Genomic DNA, 21,528 nt, shown 5'->3' with positions numbered 1-21,528 from the left:
CGAGAGGCACCAGCTTGCGGAAACGGCGATCGGCATCATCCACGCCCCCCGGTCTCGCCGAGGTGACATGGCGGATCGGCGCGACAACAGTGCGCTGGGTCGCGGTCGGGGCGCTGGCAGCCGCGGGCTTGGCCGGTGCGATGGACACCGCCGCGGCAGCGCCCGGTGTTGTCTCTGTGCAGGAGGTGAACGACCGCCAGCAGACCGTCACGGTGTTCTCGCCCGCGATGAACCGGCCGATTCCGGTGCAGGTCGTGCGTGCCGCGGACACCACGCGACCACGGCCCACGATGTACCTGCTCAACGGTTCCGGCGGCGGCCCGAACGAGAGCGGCTGGGATGTGCAGACCGACGCTGTCGGTTTCCTGAGCGGCAAGGATGTCAACGTCGTCACCCCCTTCGGTGGCGCCAACTCCTACTACACCGACTGGGTGCGCGACGACGCGGTGCTGGGCCGCAACAAGTGGCAGACCTTCCTCAACGAGGAACTGCCTCCGGTCATCGAAGAGTTCTTGGGAGCCAACGGGAATCGAACGCTGGTCGGCGTCTCGATGAGTGGCACCTCGGTGCTGAACCTCGCGATCGCCAAGCCCGGCTTCTGGAAAAGCGTCGCCTCCTTCAGCGGGTGCGCGCAGACGTCGGACCCCATCGGGCACGAGTTCGTGCGCTTGACGGTGGAGAACTGGGGTGGCGGGCAGAGCGTCGAGAACATGTGGGGCCCGCGTAACGACCCGTTGTGGCGCGCCAACGACCCACTGGTCAACGCGGAGCGATTGCGCGGGACCGCCGTGTATTTGAGTACGGGCAGCGGCATTCCGGCGGCGCCGCACGACACTCCGGCCGATCGCCGAGTCCAGGAGGGCCGAATTCCGCTGCCGGTCCAGATTCTGTTCGGCGGCCCCATCGAAGCGGCCATCCACTACTGCACCGCAAACCTGGCGAATCGGTTGCGGGAGCTCGACATTCCGGTGACCGTGCACGATCGGCCGGTCGGCACCCATTCCTGGGGCTACTGGGAGGACGATCTGCGGTCCGCCTGGCCATTCCTGTCCGAGTCGATCGGCAGCCGGTGACCCGCAGTCGGGTGTTTTAGACTTGGGCGGTGCCGAGCGCCGAGTCAGCCGCGTCGACCGCCCTGGGTGGGCGGCAGGCGCGGTGGCAGCCGCACAACGAGAGCCGGCGAGGGCAGATAATCGCGGCGACCATCGAGTTGCTGGAGCAGACACCGCCCGGCGGCGAGATCTCGATGCAGCAGATCGCCGAGCGGGCCGGTTTGGCCAAATCGGTGGTGTACCGGCAGTTTTCCGGGCGCGACGACCTCGATCGGCGGGTGCGCACGGCGGTCGGTGAGCAGTTCACCGACACTCTCGACGAGGCGCTGGATGTGGCGTTCGGGTCGATTCGCGAGATCCTCGTCCGCGCGGTGGACGCCGTGGTGGACTGGTTCGAGAACCATCAGCGGCTGCATGATTTCCTGCGTAAAGGCCCGGCGGTGGGCGATCCGGACGATATCGACGCGGCCACCGGTCTCGTCACCGCCGTCGCGGCGCGCACGCGGCGCTTGGTCTCGGGCCTGGCCGGTGTGGTCGGCGTCGTCGACGAACCCGCCGTCGACACAATGACTTTCGCGATCGTGTCGATGGTCGAGGCGACGGTGACCCGGTGGGTCCGCGACCCCGCCCCGGCACTGACCCGAGCCGCCCTGATCACCGCCGTGGCCGGCTACGCCTGGAGCGTGGTCGATGCCGTCGCCCGCGAGCACGACCTCGCTCTGGATCCGGACCGGCCGCTGCTCGAAGTGCTCAGGGAACTCGCACCACTCCTTCAGGAAGGAATATCGTGACATCTGATAGTCGTCCACCCGCCCCCGCCCCCGCCCCCGACACCGCGACGCACAGCGAGAGCGAGAGCGAGAACCCGGCGATCTCGTCCCCGAAGCCGAAGACCGACCGTCGCCCGCACAGCAACAAGGACTGGTGGCCCGAGCAGATCGATGTCTCGGTGCTACACGCGCATTCGTCCAAAGCCAATCCGCTGGGCGAAGATTTCGACTACGCCAAAGAATTCGAGAAGCTCGATGTCCAGGCGCTCAAGGCCGACGTCGCGGCGGTGCTGACCGATTCGCAGGACTGGTGGCCCGCCGACTACGGCAACTACGGCGGCCTGTTCATCCGCATGAGCTGGCATGCCGCGGGCACCTACCGGATCGCCGACGGGCGCGGCGGCGGCGGTCAGGGCGCGCAGCGCTTCGCACCGCTCAACAGCTGGCCCGACAACGCCAACCTGGACAAGGCCCGCCGCCTGCTGTGGCCGGTCAAGCAGAAGTACGGCAACGCGGTCTCCTGGGCCGACCTGCTGGTGTTCGCCGGAAACGTCGCCCTGGAGTCGATGGGCTTCCAGACCTTCGGATTCGGCTTCGGCCGCCCCGACATCTGGGAGCCGGAGGAGATCTTCTGGGGCCCGGAGGACACCTGGCTCGGCGATGAGCGCTACAGCGGTGATCGTGAGCTGTCGGGTCCGCTCGGCGCCGTCCAGATGGGCCTGATCTATGTGAATCCGGAGGGCCCCAACGGTCAGCCGGATCCGATCGCCGCCGCGCGCGACATCCGGGAGACGTTCGCCCGCATGGCCATGAACGACGAGGAGACGGCCGCCCTGATCGTCGGCGGTCACAGCTTCGGCAAGACCCACGGCGCGGGCGACGCCGATCTCGTCGGTCCCGAACCCGAAGCCGCGCCGACCGAGCAGCAGGGCCTGGGCTGGAAGAGCGCCTACGGCACCGGCAAGGGCAAGGACGCCATCACCAGCGGCCTCGAGGTCGTCTGGACCGCCACTCCGACCAAGTGGGGCAACGGTTTTCTGCAAAACCTCTACGGCCATGAGTGGGAGCTGACCAAGAGCCCCGCCGGCGCCTGGCAGTGGACCGCCAAGGACGCCGCGGCCACCATCCCGGATCCGTTCGACGGGCCCGCGCGCAAACCCACCATGCTGACAACGGACCTGGCGCTGCGCGAGGACCCGGTCTACCGGGAGATCACCAGCCGCTGGCTGGAGCATCCGGAGCAGCTGGCCGAGGCGTTCGCCAAGGCTTGGTACAAGCTGCTGCACCGCGATATGGGACCGGTCAGCCGCTACCTCGGCCCGTGGGTGCCCGAACCGCAGCTGTGGCAGGACCCGGTGCCCGCCGTCGACCACGTCTTGATCGACGAGCCGGACATCGCCGCGCTGAAGGGCAAGATCCTGGAGTCGGGCCTGTCGGTCACGCAGCTGGTCAAGACCGCCTGGGCGGCGGCGGCGAGCTTCCGCAGCACCGATAAGCGCGGCGGCGCCAACGGTGCCCGGATTCGCTTGGAGCCGCAACGCAATTGGGAGGTCAACGAACCCGCGGAGCTGGCCAAGGTGCTGCCGGTGCTCGAGCAGATCCAGCAGGACTTCAACGGTTCCGCCACCGGCGGCAAGAAGGTTTCGCTGGCCGACGTGATCATCCTCGCCGGGTCCGCGGCCATCGAGAAGGCGGCCAGGGACGCCGGTCACGACGTCACGGTGCCGTTCGCGCCGGGACGGACGGATGCGGCGCAGGCGGACACCGATGTGGCGACGTTCGCGGTCCTCGAACCGCGGGCCGACGGTTTCCGCAACTACGTGCGCACCGGGGAGAAGGCTCCGGTGGAGCGCCTGCTGCTGGACCGGGCGTACATGCTCGACCTGACGGCTCCGGAGCTGACGGTCCTGATCGGCGGCCTGCGTGCCCTCGGCGCCAACTACGGCGGCAGCGAGCACGGCGTATTCACCGACCGCCCAGGAACATTGACGAACGACTTCTTCGTCAACGTGCTCGATATGAATACCGAGTGGAAGCCGGCCGAGGCGGCGGAGAACGTCTACGAAGGCGTCGACCGGCGCTCCGGCGCGACCAAATGGACTGCCACCGCCAACGATCTGGTCTTCGGCTCGCACTCGGTACTGCGTGCCGTGGCCGAGGTGTACGCGCAGCGGGACGCGGGCGCGAAGTTCGTCGACGACTTCGTGGCCGCGTGGGTGAAGGTCGCTGACAACGATCGCTTCGATCTCGCCTGATCCGTTTCGATCGAAATTCCGGGCCGGCCTTTCGGGGTCGGCCCGGTTCGATCAGCGGATCGCGACCACCACTTTGCCGAGCGCGTGTCCGGCACCGACGTACGCCAGCGCGTCCGCGGTTTCGTCGAGGGGGAAGCTGCGGTCGATGTGGATATCGACCCGTCCCGCGACACACGACTCCGCGAGGGGTGTGAAGTGCGCGGGCCCTTCCCGCACCGCGAGGACTCCGAGCCTGCGGCCGGTCAATAATCCGGCGGCCATACCGACCGTGGTCGTCCGCAGCAACGCACGAGTGGTGCCGCCGACGCAGCGGTACCGGCCGTGGGGCGCGAGCGCCCTGCGATAGGCGAAGACCGACCGGTGAGCGACGAGGTCGAGGACCAGGTCGTAGGGTCCGGTTCGGGTGAAATCGTCCGCGCGATAGTCGATTACCTCGTCCGCGCCGAGCGTGCGCATGAACGCCAGTTTGGCGGCGTTGTCCACCCCGGTCACGTGCGCCCCGGCAGCCTTGGCCAACTGGATCGCGAACGATCCGGATCCACCGCCCGCCCCGTTGATCAACACCTTCATACCGGCTGCGACGCCGGCCGTGCCCTGCGACGCGATCGCCGCCGCCTGCGGCAGGGCCGACGCCTCGGCAAAGCTCAGCGCGGCCGGTTTGCGCGCCAGCGCCGATTCCGGAACCACGGCATACTCCGCGAACCCGCCCTTGAGCATGAGGTTGTCGCCGTAGACCTCGTCACCCGGTGCGAACTGGGTGACCTCGGATCCGACGACTTCGACCCGCCCAGCGATATCGGATCCGAGAACCGGGCGCCGAGGTGCCCGGAGCCCGCCGATGCGCGAATACAGCGGCGTTCCCCGCAGCGTCTCCCAGTCGGAGAGGTTGATCGACGTCGAGTGCACCTGGACGAGTACCTGTTTCGGCCCCGGGGCAGGCACCGGCATCTCCGCGATCGACAACACTTCTGGGCCGCCGTAGCGGTCGTACCTGACGGCCCTCATGCGATTCCGGCACCGAGGGGCGAGTGACAGCCTGACACCCGGCAAGTCTAAATCGAGCGGGCCGCCCCAGGGCAGACACCGAGCAGAGCACCCATCGCCAACTGTAGAACGGGGCTGGCCATGGCAGGCTTTCGACAGGGACGAACACGCCACACGTAGCCGACCAGGCGAGACGAAGGAGATGGGATGTCCACGATCAAGAAGGTGACGGTGCTGGGGACCGGAGTGCTGGGGGCCCAGATCGCATTCCAGAGCGCGTACAGCGGATTCGAAGTCATCGCATACGACATCAGCGACGAGGTCCTCGCCAAGGCCGAGCAGACCCTCGGCGGACTGGTCCAGGCGTACAAGACCGACAATGTTGCCGGTGCGGCCGAGGGCAAGGCCGACGAGGCCCGCACTCGCATCACCCTCACGACGGATCTGGCCGAAGCCGTGGGCGATGCCGACCTGGTGATCGAGGCCATCCCGGAGGTGTTGAGTCTCAAGCAGGACACCTACCGCAAGCTCGGTGAGCTGGCACCGGCGAAGACGATCTTCGCGACGAACTCCTCGACCCTGCTGCCCAGCGACATGAAAGACGCCACCGGCCGGCCGGACCGCTTCCTCGCCCTGCATTTCGCGAACAAGGTGTGGCAGTACAACACCGCCGAAATCATGGGGACAGCCGATACCGACCCGGCGGTGTTCGACACCGTCGTCGCGTTTGCCGGTGACATCGGGATGGTGCCCATCCCGGTCCACAAGGAGAAGGCCGGGTATGTGCTCAATTCGCTGCTCGTCCCGTTGCTGAACGCCGCCACTGCGTTGGCCGCGGGTGGTTATGCCGCCCCGCACGACGTCGACAAGGTGTGGCGGATCGGGACCGGCGCAGCGGTGGGCCCGTTCCAAATGTACGACGTCATCGGCCTCAATACGCCTTACAACATCCTGTCCCACGGCGACGCCGAGGCGCAGAAGCTGGCGGCATGGCTGAAGGAGAACTACATCGACAAAGGCAAACTCGGGGTCAGCAGCGGTGAGGGCTTCTACACCTACGGCCAGTGAGCAAGCCGTGCTAATTGCACCGTGACGCGGAGCCCGCCGGCCGGGCGGGGAGTGAGGGTGAGGGTGCCGTCGTGTGCCTGGGTGATGCTTTTGACGATGGCCAGGCCGAGGCCGACGCCCGCGTGATCGCTGCGGAGGCGTTCGGTGCCGCGCTGAAACGGCTCGACAAGCGTGGAAACCCGCTGCGGAGTCAGCTTTTCGCCGGTGTTCTCGACGGTGAGCAGCACAGTCTCGGGGCCAACGCTGGTCGTCACCCACACGGTGCCCTGTTCGGGCAGATTGTGCACGATCGCGTTGTGCACCAGGTTCGTTGTCAGCTGCTGTAGCAGCGCGCGTGAGCCGATGGTGGGGGCCATATCGCCGGAGGTCTCGATGGTGAGGCCGCGTTTTTCCGCGAGGGGGAGCAGCGTTTCGGTAGCTTCCTCGGCGGTGAGGGACAGGTCGACATGTTCTCGGGTGAAGGACCGTTGGTCGGCGCGGCTGAGCAGGAGCAGTGCTTCGGTGAGGTTGATCGCCCGGGTGTTGACGGTGTGCAGGAGGGCGACCAGTTCACCGGTGTCGCGGTTCGGATCGTTGCGGGCCACGTCGAGAAGGGTCTGCGTGATCGCCAGTGGGGTGCGCAGTTCGTGGGAGGCGTTGGCGGCGAATCTCTGCTGCTCGGCATTGTGTGCCTCCAGCCGCGCGAGCATGGCGTCGAAAGTGTCGGCGAGTTCGCGGAACTCGTCGTTGCGGCCTTCCAACTGGATGCGGTGCGAGAGCGACCCGTTGGCGGCCATGCGCGTCGCGTTGGTGATGCGGGTCAGCGGGGCGAGCATCCGTCCGGCCAGGACCCATCCGCCCGCTAGACCGAAGACCAGCAGAAACGCGACCGCCCAGGCTGCCTTCGGGCCGAAGGCGGCCAGCAGTTCGGCGCGGTTGGGTCCGCTACCGGGGACCAAGGGCCGGGTCGCACGATCGGGCACGTAGCGCAGGAGGAACACCCACACGACGGCAAGCAGCAAGCCACCTGCCAGCATCAAGAACCCGGCATAGCTGAGGGTCAGTTTGAGGCGAACGCTCAACCCGGGTGCTCTATCCACGCTCGCCTCCGTCTGGTCCGGTGTCGATGCGGTAGCCGACGCCGGCGACGGTGGCGATCAGCCAGGGTTCGCCGAGGCGTTTGCGCAGAGCCGAGACCGTGATGCGCACGGCGTTGGTGAAGGGGTCGGCGTTCTCGTCCCAGGCTCGTTCCAGCAGTTCTTCGGCGCTGACGACACCGCCTTCGGCCGCGACGAGAACGTCGAGCACGGCGAACTGTTTCCGGGTGAGCGCGACGTAGCGGCCGTCGCGGTAGACCTCGCGGCGGAACGGGTCCAGACGCAGGCCTGCGATCTCGCGCACGGGTGGTCTGTTGTGCGCGCGTCGGCGATCGAGTGCTCTGAGCCTGAGTACGAGTTCCCGGAGTGCGAACGGTTTGGTGAGGTAGTCGTCGGCGCCGAGTTCGAATCCGGAGGCCTTGTCGTCGAGCCGGTCGGCGGCGGTGAGCATCAGGATCGGCATGCCGCTGCCGGAGGCGACGATGCGTGCGGCGATCTCGTCACCGGAGGGACCGGGGATGTCGCGGTCGAGGACGGCGATGTCGTAGGCGTTGACGCTCAGTAGCTCCAGGGCAGTGTGGCCGTCCCCGGCGATGTCGGCGGCGATGGCTTCCAGGCGCAGGCCATCGCGGATGGCTTCGGCCAGATAAGGTTCGTCCTCGACGATCAGCACGCGCATAGAAGCTTGATTCTTCCAGCTGGAACATATCGTCGGCGTATTGAAAACCGCATACGTGCCCGCAACGCCGCGCTGCCTTGACTGCAAGGCATGAATTACCGCGAACCAGCACGAACAGCATCTCGTCACCGTCTCCGATCAGCCGTCCTCGCAGCCCTGGTGGTCGTCACCGCCGCGCCGATCGGGGTTCTCGTCTACCAGTCGCTCGCGTCTCCCTTCTCGGCCGCATGGTCGAGCGACTACGACGGTCTCGACCACACACATCCATCGGTGGCCAACCTCGACCCCGCTCTACTCGACGCGTTGCGCCGAGCCGCCGATGATGCCGCGAACGACGGCGTCGAGTTCGTCGTCAACAGCGGTTGGCGTTCCCGGGCAGAGCAAGAACAACTCCTTCGTGCCGCGATCTCGAAGTACCGCTCGGCGAAGGAAGCCGCCCGGTGGGTGGCGACGCCGGAAACGTCCGCTCACGTGTCGGGGGACGCGGTCGATATCGGGCCTGCCAAGGCTGCGGCTTGGCTGTCCACCTACGGCGCCGAGTACGGGCTGTGCCAGATCTACACCAACGAACCCTGGCACTACGAGCTACGCCCGGAAGCCGAGTACGACGGCTGCCCGGCCCAATATGCCGACCCCACCCAGGACCCGAGGATGCAGCAGTGACCAGCACCGTTACCCCACGGACCGGCTGGAATCCGCTGACACGCATCGCATTCCGCTTCTGCGTCGGCTATCTCGGCCTGTACTGCCTGCTCCTCGTTCTGATCCCGTTCGCGCTGCTCGGCTTGCTGGGCCTGCTGGGCCGCCGGCTCCGCGAATACATCGGGCCGTGGGGGATTACGGCACTGACCGACCCCGTCACCGGTTGGGTCGGCAGAACAGTCTTCGGGGTCGACGCGGCGCTGCACGAGGACTCCGGAGCCGGCGACCAGACGGCGGTCTGGGTGCTGGTGTTCTGCATCCTGGTAGCCGCGGTGCTGGCCACTGCGGCATGGACGGCCTTCGACCGCCGGACCTCGCACCCCCGCCTGCTGGCGTGGTTCACGCTGTTCCTGCGGGTGTGCCTGGGCGTGCCGATGCTGGGTTTCGGGTTCGCCAAGCTGATTCCGACCCAGATGCCCGCCCCCACGCTCGCACAACTGTTGCAGCCGTACGGCGATCTGAGCCCCGCCTCGGTGCTGTGGCTTCAGGTCGGCAGCTCGTACCCGTATGAAATGGTGCTCGGCGCAGTGGAAGTGGTGGCCGGGCTGCTGCTGTTCGTGCCTCGGACGGCGGTGCTGGGCGCTGTGCTGAGCCTGGCGAGCACGGCCCAAATCCTGCTGCTCAATATGGCTTTCGATATACCGGAAAAGCTGCTCGCCTTGCACTTGCTGCTGCTGAGCCTGGCGCTGCTCGCCCCATATCTGCGGCGGCTGGTCGATGTGTTCGTGTGGCAGCGCGCCTGCGAGCCGCTGACCCAGCCCGCGCTGTTCACCAACGCCCGGAAGAACCGCGTAGCGCTGTGGATTCAGGTGGCCCTCGGCCTCTGGGTCGCGCTCGGTAGCGGCTATGACCGGTGGGTGGTCTGGCAAGACCAGTACAGTGCCGCCAGCCCCAAATCCGAGCTGTACGGAATCTGGCAGGTGCGGGACTTCACCCTCGCAGGGCAGGCGCTGCCGCCGCTGACAACCGACGAGAATCGTTGGCAGCGAATCGTTTTCGACGACCCCGAGGCGGCAACCTATCAACGCATGAACGGCGAACTGGTGCCGGTGCGCGCCGAATTCCGGGACGGGCAGCTGCGACTCATCACAGCGGCGGCCGGGTTGGCCGCCGAGCAGCCGGCATTCGCGATGCTGACTACTGAGCGACCAACCCCGGACCGGCTGTTACTTCGCGGGAACCTGCACGACCATCCGGTCGTCGTCACCCTGGAACGTGTGGATCCGAACAGCTTCACCCTGCGCAGCCGCGGATTCCACTGGGTGCAGGACTACCCGTACTTCCGCTAGTCCGGGAGCGGGATCGTGCTTATGCGGCTGCTCCGCGCGCGGACGGACGGCGCGACTGCCCTTGCGGCGCACCGCCACTGCGACGGCTGCCGCCTTGGCGCGGGGCGCCGCTACCTTGGCGCGGTCCGCCACCGCTCCGGCGCGGTGCGCCACTACCTTGACGCGCACCGCCACTGGTGCGGTACGGCCCGCCACTGCTGCGACGGTCGTCTTCACGTGCCGCCCGCTCGCTGTAGGAGGGGGCGACGAACGCGGCGATATCGCCGACGAGCTCGCCCACCACGGGCGAATCGGCGGTGACCCGCTGGGGGGTTACGTTGATCTTGGCCTTGCGCATGACATCGGCCAGGTCGCGTCGCTCGCCCGGCAGCACCAGGGTGATCACATCACCGGCGTTGCCGGCCCGGGCGGTACGGCCCGAACGATGCAGGTACGCCTTGTGTTCGGCGGGCGGATCCACGTGCACGACCAGCTCGACATCGTCGACGTGCACGCCGCGCGCGGCCACATCGGTCGCCACCAGCACACGGGCGGTACCGGCGGCGAAGAGCGCGAGGTTGCGGTCGCGGGCGCCCTGCGAGAGGTTGCCGTGCAGATCGACGGCCGGAATTCCGGCGAGGGTCAGCTGCTTGGCCAGCTTGCGCGCCTGATGCTTGGTGCGCATGAACAGGATTCGCCGACCGGAGCCGGAGGCGAGCTTGTGGATGATCTCGCGCTTGGCGTCGACGCTGGCGGTTTCGAAAACGTGATGGGTCATCGCGGCGACCGGCGAGTTCGCCTCATCGACGGAATGCAGCTTGGCGTCCGGCAGGAAGCGGCTGACCAGCTTGTTGACGCCATTATCGAGAGTGGCGGAGAACAGCAGGCGCTGACCATCATTCGGGGTGGCCGCGAGAATGCGGGTCACGCCGGGCAGGAAGCCGAGGTCGGCCATGTGGTCGGCCTCGTCGATCACGGTGACCGCGACGGCATCCAGGGAGATCAGACGCTGGTTCATCAGATCCTCGAGCCGGCCGGGGCAGGCGACGACAATGTCGACACCGGCGCGCAGCGCGCGCACCTGACGGTTCTGCGGGACCCCACCGAAAATCGTGGTGACGGTCATGCGGTGGGCCTGGGCGAGGGGTTCCAGCGCGGTCGCGATCTGGGTGGCCAGTTCCCGGGTGGGCGCCAGCACCAGGCCGGTCGGGCGGCTCGGTGCGCGCCTACCGGCGAGACCGCCACCGAGACGGTGGATCATCGGAATGGCGAAGGCGAGGGTCTTGCCGCTGCCGGTCCGGCCACGGCCCAGCACGTCGCGCCCGGCCAGCGAATCCGGCAGGGTATCGGTCTGGATCGGGAAGGGTTCGGTGATCCCGGCGCGAGTCAGCGCCTTCACCAGGGGGGCGCTCACGCCGAGCGTGGCAAAAGAGATGTCAGCAGAAGTCATAGGTGTTGCGGTGCCTTTCGGGCATCAGGTGGTGCCCGAGCCGTCTGCGGACCTTGCGGGTCCGCGCCGGGGGCACGAATGGCGAGATTGCCGATGGGCAAAATCGATCGCCGTAAGAAGAGCGGATGCGGCAAGCGCTGGTTGCGAAGCGAATGCGATCTACGACGCTTGGCGTGACATGTCACGCACCTGATCAACAATAGCGTGTGCTGGGCAGAATGTTGTCATCGGGTGAGTTTTCTCGCCGTTTTGCCGGATTAGGCCTGGTCGGGGCGACGCGCGCCGACGATGCGCAGGGCCAGATCGACGTAGTGGTCACCCAGCTCCTCGGGTGTCCAGGCGCCGTCCTCGCGGTACCAGCGGGCGATGTCGACGCCGAGCGACAGGATGGCGACGGCGGCCATCTGCGGGTTCGGGTTGTCGAATCGGCCTTCGGCGACGCCGTGTTCGATCAGGGTGCGCACCTCGGTGTCGATGGTCTGGCGGATGCCCTTGATCACATGCTGATGCTCGGGGCTCAGCGCCGCGAGTTCGTAATTGATGACGCGGGCGGCGGTGTGGCACCGGGCGTGGTGGATCGCGAAGTCCCGCACCAGGGCGATGAGCTGCTCGGCCGGATTCGCCGACGAGGCGATCGCGGCCTGGATGCGCGCCAGGGTGTCCAGGTGGCCGGTATGCGAAATCTGGTAGAGCAGTTCCTCTTTCGATCGATGGTGCACGTAGATCGCCGCGGTGCTCAATCCGGCGATCGAGGTGACGTCGCGGGTGGTGGCGCCGTGAAAGCCGCGCTCGGCGAAGGCGATCACGGCGGCATCCAACAGCCGCGCTCGAGTCTCGTCCGCTCGTGAGCGGTCCGCTGATTCGGTCATTTAGACCGCCAGCACCAGCTTGCCGGTATTTGCGCCGGTGAACAGCATGTTGAGGGTCTCGCCGAATTGGGCCACGCCGCCCTCGACCACATGCTCGCGCGTCTTGATCCGTCCCTCGGCCAGCCATTGCGCCAGCTGCGCGCCGGCCTCGGGGTAGCGGTCGGCGTAGTCGAAGACCACGAACCCGGTCATGGTCGCCCGGAAGACGAGCAGCGACATGTAGCGCGACGGGCCCGGCGGCGGCTTCTGCTCGTTGTAGGCCGAGATCGCCCCGCACAGCACGACGCGGGCGCCGCGGCGCAGGTTGGCCAGCGCGGCATCGAGGATCTCGCCGCCCACATTGTCGAAGTAGATGTCGATACCGTCCGGCGCCACCGCACGCAACTGCCGCAGCACATCGCCCGCGCGGTAGTCGATCGCCGCGTCGAAACCCAGCTCCTCGGTGAGCATCCGGCATTTCTCGGCGCCGCCCGCGATACCGATCACGGTGGCGCCCTTGGCTTTCGCGATCTGCCCGGCCACGCTGCCGACCGCGCCCGCGGCCGCCGAGACCAGCACGGTGTCGCCCGCGCGCAACTTACCCACCTCGAGCAGGCCGAAATACGCCGTCATGCCGGGCATCCCGAGCGCACCCAGCCAGGTGGGGCCGGAGGCGAGGCTCAGGTCGACCGCTTGCACGCCGCGGCCGTCGCTGATGGCGTATTCGGTGACGCCGAAAATGCCGCTGACGGTGTCGCCGACGGCGAAGTCCGGGTGGGTCGACTCGACGACCGTGGCGATGTCGAGCGAGCGCATCACCTCACCGATACCCACCGGCGGCACATAGGAGCGGACATCGTTGAGCCAGCCGCGCATGGCCGGATCCAGCGAGATGAAGGCGACTTTCACCAGGATCTGGCCGGGCTCGAGGTCGGGCAGTTCGGTCGTCGTCACGTTCCAGGTATCGGCGGTGGGTAGACCGGTCGGCCGTTCGGCCAGGCGCACCTGCTGGGTTTTCGTCATTCGGAACTCCTTGTGGAATTGGTCGGGTTTCTCAGGCTTTCCGGCCCCAGGACGGATCCCGGCGGCGCAGTTCGCGCTGTGCGATGGTCCGCTTGTGTACCTCGTCCGGACCGTCTGCCAGCCGCAATGTCCGCACATGCGCGTACATGCTGGCCAGCGGGAAGTCATCGGAGACGCCACCGCCGCCGTGCACCTGGATGGCCCGGTCGATCACCTTCAGCGCCATCTGCGGCGCCGCGACCTTGATGGCGGCGATCTCGGTGCGCGCGTTCTTGTTTCCGACGGTGTCCATCAGATACGCGGCTTTCAAGGTGAGCAGCCGGACCATCTCGATCTCGATGCGGGACTCCGCGATCCAGTCCTGGATATTGGCCCGGTCGGCCACCGGCGCACCGAAGGTCGTGCGCGCCTGCGCCCGATCGATCATCAGATCGAGGGCGCGCTCGGCCATGCCGATGGCACGCATGCAGTGATGGATGCGGCCGGGTCCCAGGCGCGCCTGGCTGATCATGAACCCGTCGCCTTCGCCGGCCAGCAACGCGGTGCGCGGCACCCGGACGTTGTCGAACACGATCTCCGCGTGGCCTTCTCGATCCTGGTAGCCGAACACGGTGAGACCGCGTACGACGGTCACGCCGGGCGTATCGAGCGGGACCACCATCATGCTCTGCTGGCGATGCACCGGCGCGTCGAGATCGGTCTTGCCCATGACGATGAGCACCTTGCAGTTCTGGTGCAGGGCGTTGGAGGTCCACCATTTGCGGCCGTTGAGCACGTAGTCGTCGCCGTCGCGGTCCATCCGCAACTGGATGTTGGTCGCGTCCGAACTCGCGACCGCGGGTTCGGTCATAGCGAAGGCGGAGCGGATATCGCCGGCCAGCAGCGGCGCCAGCCACTCCTGCTTGTGCTGCTCGGTGCCGAACAGCGTCAGCACCTCCATGTTCCCGGTGTCGGGGGCGCTGCAGTTGGTGGCTTCGGGCGCCAGATGCGCGCTGCGGCCCATGATTTCGGCCAGTGGCGCGTACTCGGAATTGGTCAGGCCCGGGCCCCACTCCGGATGCGGGTGGAACAGATTCCACAGACCGCGCTTCTTGGCCTCGGTCTTGAGTTCCTCGAGGATCGGCGGCTGGAAGTGCGGGTCACCGGATTCGGTCAGCTGCGCGTGGAAGATCGGTTCCGCGGGATAGATCCGCTCGTCCATGAAGGCGAGCAGATCGTCGCGGTACCGCAGGGCATGGTCGGAGAGCTCGAACATCTCTACTCCTGATCGGCGTGGATGATCATTTGTCGTTGGCGCGCAGGGCGGCGAGGCCGGCGCGCAGGAGCGGGTCCACCATGTCGCCCACGGTGCTGAAACCCGAACCCACGGTCTGGCCGTGGAGGTAGCGGTAATGGATGCCCTCGGCGATCACCGCGAGCTTGAACGAGGCCAGCGCGACGTAGAAGCCGATGTGGGTCAGGTCGCGACCGGCGCGGCGGGCGTATCGGTCCAGCATCTCGGATTCGGTAAGGAAGCCCGGCGCGGTGGCCACATCGGTCACGCCGGGCATCCGGAGTGCGCCCATCCGCTGATAGACCAGCAGCAGACCGATATCGGTGAGCGGATCCCCGAGTGTTGCCATCTCCCAATCCAGCACCGCCGCAATGCGTCCCTGGGCGTCGACCAGGACGTTGTCGAGCCGGTAGTCGCCGTGCACGATCCCGGTCGCCGATTGTGGTGGTTGCTGTTCGGCAAGCAGCGCGTGCAGTTCGGTGGCGGCGGGCAGGTCCCGGGAGTGTGAGGCGTCGAGTTGTTTCTTCCAGCGCCGCACCTGGCGTTCCAGGAAGCCGTCCGGCCGTCCGAAGTCCGTGAGCCCGACCGCGGCCGGATCGACGGTGTGCAGAGCGGCGAGCGTGTCGATCAAACCGGTGGACACCGTGGCTGTGCGCGCCGGACCCAGCGCTTCGAGTTCGGCCGAGCTGCGGTACGGCGTCCCGGCGACGAACTCCATCAAATAGAACGGCGCGCCGATGATTTCGGTGTCCTCGCACAGCGCGTAGGTGGCGGGCACCGGAACATCGGTCCCGGCGAGGGCGCTGATCACCCGATGTTCCCGGACCATGTCGTGCGCGGTAGCGAGCACGTGGCCCAGCGGTGGCCTGCGCAGTACGAATGACGTTGCACCATCGGTGATTTCATAGGTCAGATTGGATTTCCCGCCGGCGATCAGGTGACCGCGCAACGGCCCCTTCGCGAGATCCGGCCGGTTGGCGGCAAGCCAGCCGGTGAGCCGGTCCAGATCGAGGCCCGGTAGATCGTCGCTCTCGGGTGAGCCGCTCATCAGGGCCCCTCGAATCGGGTCACAGCGTGGTCCTTTCGGAGTAGAGCCGAGCGGTCGACTGCCGTCGGCGCGCCCGCTCCGGCTCTACTTACTGAGCGCTTACTAAGTCAGTGCCACCCTGCGTGACGCAGGCCTCATCGTCAAGGGGGTCGCCCGATTCCGTCCGGGTTCGGGCCGGTCGGAAAATTCGCGACACATTTGCGGGGTTATAGTTGCGCTATGCAACACCCACCTGGGCAGTGGTCTCCCGAACTCGTCGAAGTTCACGACGCGCTGATGCACATCGTTCGCGAGATCATCGCGGGTCGCCCTGCCTCGGCGGGGCTGCCGTCGTTCGCGCAGCAGGCGGCGCTGTCCTATATCGACCGGAATCCGGGCTGCCGTGCGACCGAAATCGCGGAGGCGTTCGGTGTGCATCGATCGACGGTGTCGCGGCAGCTGCGGGCAGCTATGGACGCGGGCTGGGTGCAGGCAGGGGAGGGCACTCTGCACGCCGGCTATCCGTTGACCTTGTCCGGCTCCGGGCGTGCGGCGCTCGAGGCGGCAACCGGACAAGATCGCGCCCGGCTCGCCGAGCGCACGGCCGACTGGACGCCCCGGGAACTGGCAGACTTCGCCCGCGCGCTGCGGCGCTTCCAGCACTTCGATCCGACCATGGGAGACGATCATGCGTGAGTTCGCCGCGGCGACCACATTCACCATCGCCGAGGACGAGACCATCGTCCGCTCGGTCTACAACCAGGCCGAGCAGGCACCGCAACGTGTGCTGTTCTCGCGACCGGTCGCGGATAGCTGGCTCGACGTCACCGCCGAGGAGTTCGCGCGGCTGGTCTCGGGGGTCGCGAAGGGGTTGATCGCCAACGGGATCCAGCGCGGGGACCGGGTGGTGCTGCTGTCGGCGACCCGGTTCGAATGGACGCTGCTCGATTTCGCGATCTTGGCCGCGGGTGCGGTCACCGTGCCTGTCTACGATTCGTCCTCCGCCGATCAGGTGCGCTGGATCCTCGAGGATTCCACTGCGGCGCTGGCGGTGGTGGAGACCACCCGGCACAAGGAGTTGCTCAACGGTGCGCCGGACACGCTGCGGCGGATGCTGGTCATCGGCGACGGAGCCGAAGACGTCTTGATCGCCGACGGCGCGAACATTTCCGACGCGGTCTTGCGGGAGCGGCTCGACGGGTTGCGCGCCGACGATCTGGCATCGCTGGTCTACACCTCCGGCACCACCGGTCGCCCCAAAGGCTGCATGCTCACGCACCGCAACTTTCTCTCGGAGGTGCGCGGCATTCTCAACGCCAGTATCGGCGACGTCGCCCGTCCCGGGCAGCGGATGCTCACCTTCCTCCCGCTCGCGCACGTGCTGGCTCGCGCGGTCTCGATGGCCGGCCTCGAAGGGGGAATGACACAGGCACACTGGTCGGACTTCAAGACCATTACCGAACAGTTCACCCGCTTCCGGCCGCACACGATCCTCGGGGTACCGCGGGTGTTCGAGAAGGTTCGTGACGGTGCGTACAAGAAGGCGCATGAGGGCGGCAAGGTCAAGGGCGCGGTGTTCCGATTCGCGGAACGCACCGCGATCCGGTGGAGCGAAAAAGTTGATCACACAGGAGAATTCGCGCACCGACCGGGACCGCTGCTGCGCATTCAACACATGTTGTGTGACCGCTTGGTGTACTCGCCGTTGCGGGCGGCGCTGGGCGGGGACTGCGAGTTCGCCATCTCCGGTGGCGGGGCGCTGTCGGCCCGGCTGGGGCATTTCTTCCGCGGCGTCGGCGTCCCGATCTATGAAGGCTATGGGCTGACCGAGTCCACCGCGGCCCACTGCGTCAACGTTCCGGGTTCGGTGAAGGTCGGCACCGTGGGCCGCGCCCTGGGCGGCAACGCGGTCCGGATCGCCGAGGACGGTGAGATCGAACTGGACGGCGGTGTGGTGTTCGCCGGGTATTGGCACAACGAGGAAGCCACGGCGGCCGCACTGCATGACGGCTGGCTGCGCACCGGCGACCTCGGTGAACTCGACGAGGACGGCTTCCTCTCGATCACCGGACGCAAGAAGGACCTGCTTGTCACCGCCGGCGGCAAGAACGTCTCACCCGGCCCGATGGAGGACCTCATCCGTTCGCACACGCTGATCTCGCAAGCCGTCGTGCTCGGCGACGGACGTGCCTACATCACCGCGCTGACCACCCTCGACCCGCAGGCATTCACGGCTTGGAAGGCAGCCAACGGCAAGCCGGCGAACGCGACCGTCGCCGACCTGCGCACCGATCCCGCACTCCAGGCCGAGGTGCAGCAGGCGATCGACGACGCCAACACCACCGTCTCGCACGCCGAATCCATCAAGAAGTTCGCTGTGCTCGATCATGACTTCACCGAGGAGTCGGGCGAGCTCACCGCCACTCTCAAGGTCAAACGCCACGTGATCGCCGAACGCTATGCCGACGCGATCGAGAACATGTATCGCCGCTGAGGTCGTCGTCCGCTGATCGAGGGGGTCAGCGACGGACCCGCCGTGTCGATTGATCCTGCTCGGCGCGTTCGACCACACTGAGACGGTGGGTGCCGTGCAGGCCTTTCAATTCGACTTCGCGTTCGGCGACCACGGCGATATCCCGCTCGGCGACAAGCGATTCCCGCACGGTGTCGCTGACCAGAACTTCCCCGCCGTCGGCTTGTCCGGCGACCCGCGCCGCCATGGCTACATTGCGGCCGAACAGATCATCGCCGCGCCGCACCGATGTGCCCATGTGGATGCCGATGCGAACCCGAATACTTTCGCGGCCGGCAAGTGCGGCGCCGTTGCCGAGCGCGTGCTGCACATCCAAGCTGCAACGCACCGCCTGCTCGGGCTCGGCGAACGCGATCATGAAGCCGTCACCTTGGCTTTTCACGATGTGCCCGCCGTGCTCGGCGACGAACTTGCGGATCAGCCGGTCGTGGCGGTCGAGCAGTTTGACCCAGTTCCGGTCACCCAGGCGTTCATTGAGGGCGGTGGATCCCTCGATATCGGAGAACGCGATCACGACGTGCCCGTCGGGTGTCAGCCGAGCCAGATCTGGTCGTTCGACCTGGGCCCACCCGGCCAAGTCTTCGATCGAGGAGAGCACCGCACCGCGAAACCCCTTCTTGCGCAGGATGTTCGCGGTATCCCAGACGGTCTTGACCGCCTCCCGGCCGGTGATCATCAGCTGTTGCCGGGCATCGACCCGGCGCTGGAGCGCATCGAATTCCCGGCGACTGCGCCGCAGCGACACGGCCAACACGACCAACCCCACGGCTTCCAGCGCCGCGACTGCCGCAAGAACGAGCTCGATCATCACCGGGTTCCGTCATCGAAGGTGGTCGGCACAAGCGCGTCCGACTCTAGTCGCTGTCGCGACCTTGCTGACGTTCAGTTGTCGTAGGACGCGACACCGACCGGACCGACGCCCACGCAGAGTGCGAGACCTGTTGTGTGGGTTGCGATCTTGAGCCTCTGACCACTGCCGATTACTCGAACGAAGACGGTATTCAGACCCTGTCGGACCGGAGCTGAAACAGGCCGCCCGTGTTCGAAGGCGAGTGTTATCCAGCCGTCGCGGTTCGCGAGATAGTTGAGCTGTGCGGTCCATTCGTGCTCGAGCATGGGGCCGTCAAGCAGTAGCGGGACCGGGTCGGCGCCGCGGATTCGGTAGCCGCAGTCCGGCTCTGGTCCTGGCAGGATGCTGCGGTTCCACCAGACCGACGCGTCGACGATCGTCCCGGAATCGGTGATCATCCGAAGCTGCGGCGTCGATTGGGCGAAGGTGCCCGCAGGTGCGACGGCGGCAAGCGCTCGGCTGGCCAGATTCTGTGGATATACCAGCGGGTTCAGCACATCCCACGGTAGTTCCTGCTCGAGGAGCGGCGCGCCGTCGTGTTCGGCCAGCGCTGTTTTGACGTTCGTGAGGTAGGTGTGGGTCGGGCCGGTGCGCCACGACCGCACGAAGGTGTAGGTGGTGCACAGGCTGCTCACCAGGAACAGCGACAGCACGGCGGCCGTTGTCCGCGGACCGGCCCGGAAGGCGCGGACACCATGTCGAGGCCGGGCGCTCAGCACCAATGCTGCTGCCGCTGCGAGGATCACGCCGATATCGGCGAAGTAGCGCAGAGACTGCATGATCTCGCCCGCGGTGTTGGGCCCACTGCGGGCCAGCGCGACCGGCAACTGGGCGACCAGAACGTAGCTGGCTGTTGTCAGCCAGACCGCCCACACCCTGTACCGGCCCCGGATAGACAGTGCCGCAACAGCACCCAGCGTCACCCACGCCGCAGCGACGGCCCAGCCCGGTGGGTCCGCCCACGGCGTCGACGGGACCCATCGCTCCCAGATCCAGGGCCCGCCGAAAAGAGCTGGCACGAAGCCGAGCGATGTCACATGCGGCAGGAGCTCGCGCAGTTCACCCACGCTGTGCTGGGGGACGGAAACATCGACGACCGCCAGATATCCGATCGCCCAGAACACCAGCACGACCGCGGACCCGGCCCACAACCCCGCACCACGCCGCCAGACCTCCCGCCAGCCGACCCGGCCCTCGGCGACGTAGTTGGCGAGGGCGGCAACGGCAACCGCGACCGGCGGAATGATCACCGCCTTCTCGAAAAACAACAGCGCCGCAACGAAAACGAGGAGCGCGGACACGATATGCCGCCGCCGGGCGCCGCGCCCCAACAGCACCGCGTCGCCGATCACCCACGCGAGCGCGATTTGCAGCGGCAGCGCGTTCAGCGCGGCCGACCACCACGCGAAAGCCGGAAGTGTCAACGGGCAGAACAGATAGAAGACCAGCGGGACGAGGATCATCCGTCGTGCGCCCACCAGCACGACAAGCATGCGCAACACCGCCATCGATGCCGCGAGTTGCAGGACGAGCAGCGACGCCACCGGACCGGCCCACGCCAGCGGCGCGATTTCGGTCAGCAGCCAGGCGGTGGCGAAGGCCAAGGGCATGAAGTGCCCGTCGTGGTCGTAGAGCAGGAGCTCGGCCGACCACAGTGGATAGCTGGCGACCCGGCCGGCCAGGATGAGGTCGTCCCAGTAGAAATATCCGCTACCGGCCACCCAGCCTCGGATTGTCAGCTGTCCGAGGATCAGGCAGACGGCCGCGATGATTACCGGTCGCGCGTTCCTGCCGGCTGTGGGAAGGCTTGGGACGGTCGGCTCCGGCCGCGAGTCACGGACGGGCACAGGTAGGGCGACCACGACGGTGTCCATGGCGTTTTACCGTAGCCGCGGTGGCCCGCGCCGCGCGGATCCCCGGTCGGCGGGCGCGGTGCCCGCCTCGGCAATCCGGGAGAACGCTGAATCACGTTCGCGGCCAATCGGTCACGTCGGTCGTAGCGATACAGGTACCGGGTGTGGGATCTGCCATAGTTCGCGGATGAAACGAAATCCTCTGTCGGCCAGACAGTCTGGGAGCGGCCGCCAATGAGGGCGGCCCCTACCCGGGGAGACGACATGACCCGACATATTCTGCTCGCGGCCGTCGCGGCCGTCGCTGCGGTGACCCTCACTGCGTGTGGCGGTGAGGGCGCGTCCAATGCCGGGCCCTCGGCATCGAGCACCGCGTCCAAGACCGCCCCGGCCACGGCGTCCACCGTCGAAACGACCGCGCCCGGCGCGGAAACCCCAGCGCCTGACGTCGAGACCACAGCGCCTGCCACCAAGAGCACCACTTCCTCGGCGGCGCCCCTGCCTTCGGACACGCCGTCAGCGGATCAACCCTGCGCCGTGGTGACCCGCGAGTACCTGATCACCTCGTTGCGAATGACCGGTACGCCCAAGTATCCGATGGCCGATCTCCAGAACGCACGGTGCAGCGGCACCTACGCCTCGGCGATGAGCCATCCGGAGGGCACCCTGCATCCGGTCATGTACCTGTTCCAGTACTCCTCGCGGAACGGGCACATGGGCTGGTACGTGATCGACGTCGGCGAAGGCCTCGACTGTGTGAACCGGCACGGCGTGCCCGCGGCGGCAGGACGTGCAATCGGCTGCGCCGCATAGTCGT

General features: G+C 67.1%; 19 protein-coding genes. 9 read left to right on the top strand and 10 right to left on the bottom strand.

The features are described from left to right. Window positions 1-140: 140 nt before the first annotated feature. The 3 genes from IBX22_RS01415 to katG are packed head-to-tail and all read left to right on the top strand — an operon-like array spanning window position 141 to window position 4,077. Complete coding sequence (locus IBX22_RS01415) at window positions 141-1,073, top strand: alpha/beta hydrolase family protein (RefSeq protein WP_194815507.1); 933 nt, start codon at window positions 141-143, stop codon at window positions 1,071-1,073. A gap of 29 nt (window positions 1,074-1,102) precedes the next feature. After that, window positions 1,103-1,843, top strand: coding sequence for a TetR/AcrR family transcriptional regulator (locus IBX22_RS01410; protein ID WP_309234375.1), 741 nt, complete (start codon window positions 1,103-1,105; stop codon window positions 1,841-1,843). Continuing rightward, a complete protein-coding gene (gene katG / locus IBX22_RS01405; protein WP_194813559.1) occupies window positions 1,840-4,077 on the top strand; it encodes a catalase/peroxidase HPI in 2,238 nt (745 codons plus the stop codon). The genes IBX22_RS01410 and katG overlap by 4 nt, the downstream gene beginning before the upstream one ends. A 51-nt stretch (window positions 4,078-4,128) precedes the next feature. Here katG and IBX22_RS01400 read toward each other — a convergent pair whose 3' ends face one another. Beyond that, complete coding sequence (locus tag IBX22_RS01400) at window positions 4,129-5,082, bottom strand: NAD(P)-dependent alcohol dehydrogenase (RefSeq protein ID WP_194813558.1); 954 nt, start codon at window positions 5,080-5,082, stop codon at window positions 4,129-4,131. Window positions 5,083-5,268: 186 nt separating this feature from the next. Here IBX22_RS01400 and IBX22_RS01395 point away from each other — a divergent pair, with 186 nt between their 5' ends. Next, window positions 5,269-6,129 (top strand): 3-hydroxyacyl-CoA dehydrogenase, encoded by an 861-nt coding sequence (locus IBX22_RS01395; protein ID WP_194813557.1) that lies wholly within the window; start codon window positions 5,269-5,271, stop codon window positions 6,127-6,129. Here IBX22_RS01395 and IBX22_RS01390 read toward each other — a convergent pair. Then, window positions 6,117-7,208, bottom strand: a complete 1,092-nt coding sequence (locus IBX22_RS01390) for a HAMP domain-containing sensor histidine kinase (RefSeq protein WP_194813556.1) — start codon at window positions 7,206-7,208, stop codon at window positions 6,117-6,119. The genes IBX22_RS01395 and IBX22_RS01390 overlap by 13 nt on opposite strands. After that, on the bottom strand, window positions 7,201-7,884 hold the full coding sequence (locus IBX22_RS01385) for a response regulator transcription factor (protein WP_194813555.1): 684 nt from the start codon (window positions 7,882-7,884) through the stop codon (window positions 7,201-7,203). The genes IBX22_RS01390 and IBX22_RS01385 overlap by 8 nt, the downstream gene beginning before the upstream one ends. A gap of 90 nt (window positions 7,885-7,974) precedes the next feature. On the opposite strand from IBX22_RS01385, the gene IBX22_RS01380 reads away from it, so the two are divergent. Continuing rightward, window positions 7,975-8,547: a M15 family metallopeptidase gene (locus tag IBX22_RS01380; protein WP_194813554.1), complete on the top strand. Its 573-nt coding sequence runs from the start codon at window positions 7,975-7,977 to the stop codon at window positions 8,545-8,547. Continuing rightward, a complete protein-coding gene (locus tag IBX22_RS01375; protein ID WP_194813553.1) occupies window positions 8,544-9,875 on the top strand; it encodes a DoxX family protein in 1,332 nt (443 codons plus the stop codon). Before IBX22_RS01380 ends, IBX22_RS01375 begins: the two co-directional genes overlap by 4 nt. Window positions 9,876-9,894: 19 nt before the next feature. On the opposite strand, the gene IBX22_RS01370 is transcribed toward IBX22_RS01375, so the two are convergent. From IBX22_RS01370 to IBX22_RS01350, 5 genes are all read right to left on the bottom strand, one after another. Further along, window positions 9,895-11,304: a DEAD/DEAH box helicase gene (locus IBX22_RS01370; RefSeq protein ID WP_194813552.1), complete on the bottom strand. Its 1,410-nt coding sequence runs from the start codon at window positions 11,302-11,304 to the stop codon at window positions 9,895-9,897. Window positions 11,305-11,561: 257 nt separating this feature from the next. Next, entirely contained in the window at window positions 11,562-12,173 is a 612-nt protein-coding gene (locus IBX22_RS01365; protein ID WP_194813551.1) for a TetR/AcrR family transcriptional regulator, read from the bottom strand. Then, window positions 12,174-13,175 (bottom strand): NADP-dependent oxidoreductase, encoded by a 1,002-nt coding sequence (locus IBX22_RS01360; protein WP_194813550.1) that lies wholly within the window; start codon window positions 13,173-13,175, stop codon window positions 12,174-12,176. Window positions 13,176-13,206: 31 nt separating this feature from the next. Continuing rightward, the gene (locus IBX22_RS01355; protein ID WP_194813549.1) at window positions 13,207-14,430 is read right to left on the bottom strand and encodes an acyl-CoA dehydrogenase family protein; all 1,224 of its coding nucleotides are present in this window, start codon (window positions 14,428-14,430) and stop codon (window positions 13,207-13,209) included. 25 nt (window positions 14,431-14,455) lie between these two features. Next, window positions 14,456-15,496, bottom strand: coding sequence for a phosphotransferase family protein (locus IBX22_RS01350; protein WP_194813548.1), 1,041 nt, complete (start codon window positions 15,494-15,496; stop codon window positions 14,456-14,458). A 219-nt stretch (window positions 15,497-15,715) separates the two neighbouring features. On the opposite strand from IBX22_RS01350, the gene IBX22_RS01345 reads away from it, so the two are divergent. Beyond that, entirely contained in the window at window positions 15,716-16,171 is a 456-nt protein-coding gene (locus tag IBX22_RS01345) for a MarR family winged helix-turn-helix transcriptional regulator (RefSeq protein WP_194813547.1), read from the top strand. Beyond that, a complete protein-coding gene (locus IBX22_RS01340; RefSeq protein ID WP_194813546.1) occupies window positions 16,164-17,969 on the top strand; it encodes a long-chain fatty acid--CoA ligase in 1,806 nt (601 codons plus the stop codon). Before IBX22_RS01345 ends, IBX22_RS01340 begins: the two co-directional genes overlap by 8 nt. Window positions 17,970-17,994: 25 nt before the next feature. Here IBX22_RS01340 and IBX22_RS01335 read toward each other — a convergent pair whose 3' ends face one another. Then, a complete protein-coding gene (locus IBX22_RS01335; RefSeq protein WP_194813545.1) occupies window positions 17,995-18,816 on the bottom strand; it encodes an adenylate/guanylate cyclase domain-containing protein in 822 nt (273 codons plus the stop codon). A gap of 74 nt (window positions 18,817-18,890) precedes the next feature. After that, window positions 18,891-20,732, bottom strand: a complete 1,842-nt coding sequence (locus tag IBX22_RS01330) for a hypothetical protein (protein WP_228538125.1) — start codon at window positions 20,730-20,732, stop codon at window positions 18,891-18,893. A gap of 243 nt (window positions 20,733-20,975) precedes the next feature. On the opposite strand from IBX22_RS01330, the gene IBX22_RS01325 reads away from it, so the two are divergent. After that, window positions 20,976-21,524 carry a hypothetical protein gene (locus IBX22_RS01325; RefSeq protein ID WP_194813544.1) on the top strand — a complete coding sequence of 183 codons (549 nt, stop codon included), beginning with the start codon at window positions 20,976-20,978 and terminating at the stop codon, window positions 21,522-21,524. Window positions 21,525-21,528: the final 4 nt, after the last annotated feature.

Origin of the sequence: Nocardia sp. XZ_19_385, assembly GCF_015355755.1 — a bacterium.
Taxonomy (GTDB): domain Bacteria; phylum Actinomycetota; class Actinomycetes; order Mycobacteriales; family Mycobacteriaceae; genus Nocardia.
The sequence above is the reverse complement of the archived record's forward strand: the minus strand, read 5'-3'. Positions and strand labels throughout refer to the sequence as shown.

Bases quoted from the DNA above. Each gene is read 5' to 3' on its own strand.
- IBX22_RS01415 (WP_194815507.1), top strand. From the start codon at position 141: ATGGACACCGCCGCGGCAGCGCCCGGTGTTGTCTCTGTGCAGGAGGTG.
- IBX22_RS01400 (WP_194813558.1), bottom strand. From the start codon at position 5,082: ATGAGGGCCGTCAGGTACGACCGCTACGGCGGCCCAGAAGTGTTGTCG.
- IBX22_RS01395 (WP_194813557.1), top strand. From the start codon at position 5,269: ATGTCCACGATCAAGAAGGTGACGGTGCTGGGGACCGGAGTGCTGGGG.
- IBX22_RS01385 (WP_194813555.1), bottom strand. From the start codon at position 7,884: ATGCGCGTGCTGATCGTCGAGGACGAACCTTATCTGGCCGAAGCCATC.
- IBX22_RS01380 (WP_194813554.1), top strand. From the start codon at position 7,975: ATGAATTACCGCGAACCAGCACGAACAGCATCTCGTCACCGTCTCCGA.
- IBX22_RS01370 (WP_194813552.1), bottom strand. From the start codon at position 11,304: ATGACTTCTGCTGACATCTCTTTTGCCACGCTCGGCGTGAGCGCCCCC.
- IBX22_RS01365 (WP_194813551.1), bottom strand. From the start codon at position 12,173: ATGACCGAATCAGCGGACCGCTCACGAGCGGACGAGACTCGAGCGCGG.
- IBX22_RS01360 (WP_194813550.1), bottom strand. From the start codon at position 13,175: ATGACGAAAACCCAGCAGGTGCGCCTGGCCGAACGGCCGACCGGTCTA.
- IBX22_RS01355 (WP_194813549.1), bottom strand. From the start codon at position 14,430: ATGTTCGAGCTCTCCGACCATGCCCTGCGGTACCGCGACGATCTGCTC.
- IBX22_RS01350 (WP_194813548.1), bottom strand. From the start codon at position 15,496: ATGAGCGGCTCACCCGAGAGCGACGATCTACCGGGCCTCGATCTGGAC.
- IBX22_RS01345 (WP_194813547.1), top strand. From the start codon at position 15,716: ATGCAACACCCACCTGGGCAGTGGTCTCCCGAACTCGTCGAAGTTCAC.
- IBX22_RS01340 (WP_194813546.1), top strand. From the start codon at position 16,164: ATGCGTGAGTTCGCCGCGGCGACCACATTCACCATCGCCGAGGACGAG.
- IBX22_RS01335 (WP_194813545.1), bottom strand. From the start codon at position 18,816: ATGATCGAGCTCGTTCTTGCGGCAGTCGCGGCGCTGGAAGCCGTGGGG.
- IBX22_RS01330 (WP_228538125.1), bottom strand. From the start codon at position 20,732: ATGGACACCGTCGTGGTCGCCCTACCTGTGCCCGTCCGTGACTCGCGG.
- IBX22_RS01325 (WP_194813544.1), top strand. From the start codon at position 20,976: ATGACCCGACATATTCTGCTCGCGGCCGTCGCGGCCGTCGCTGCGGTG.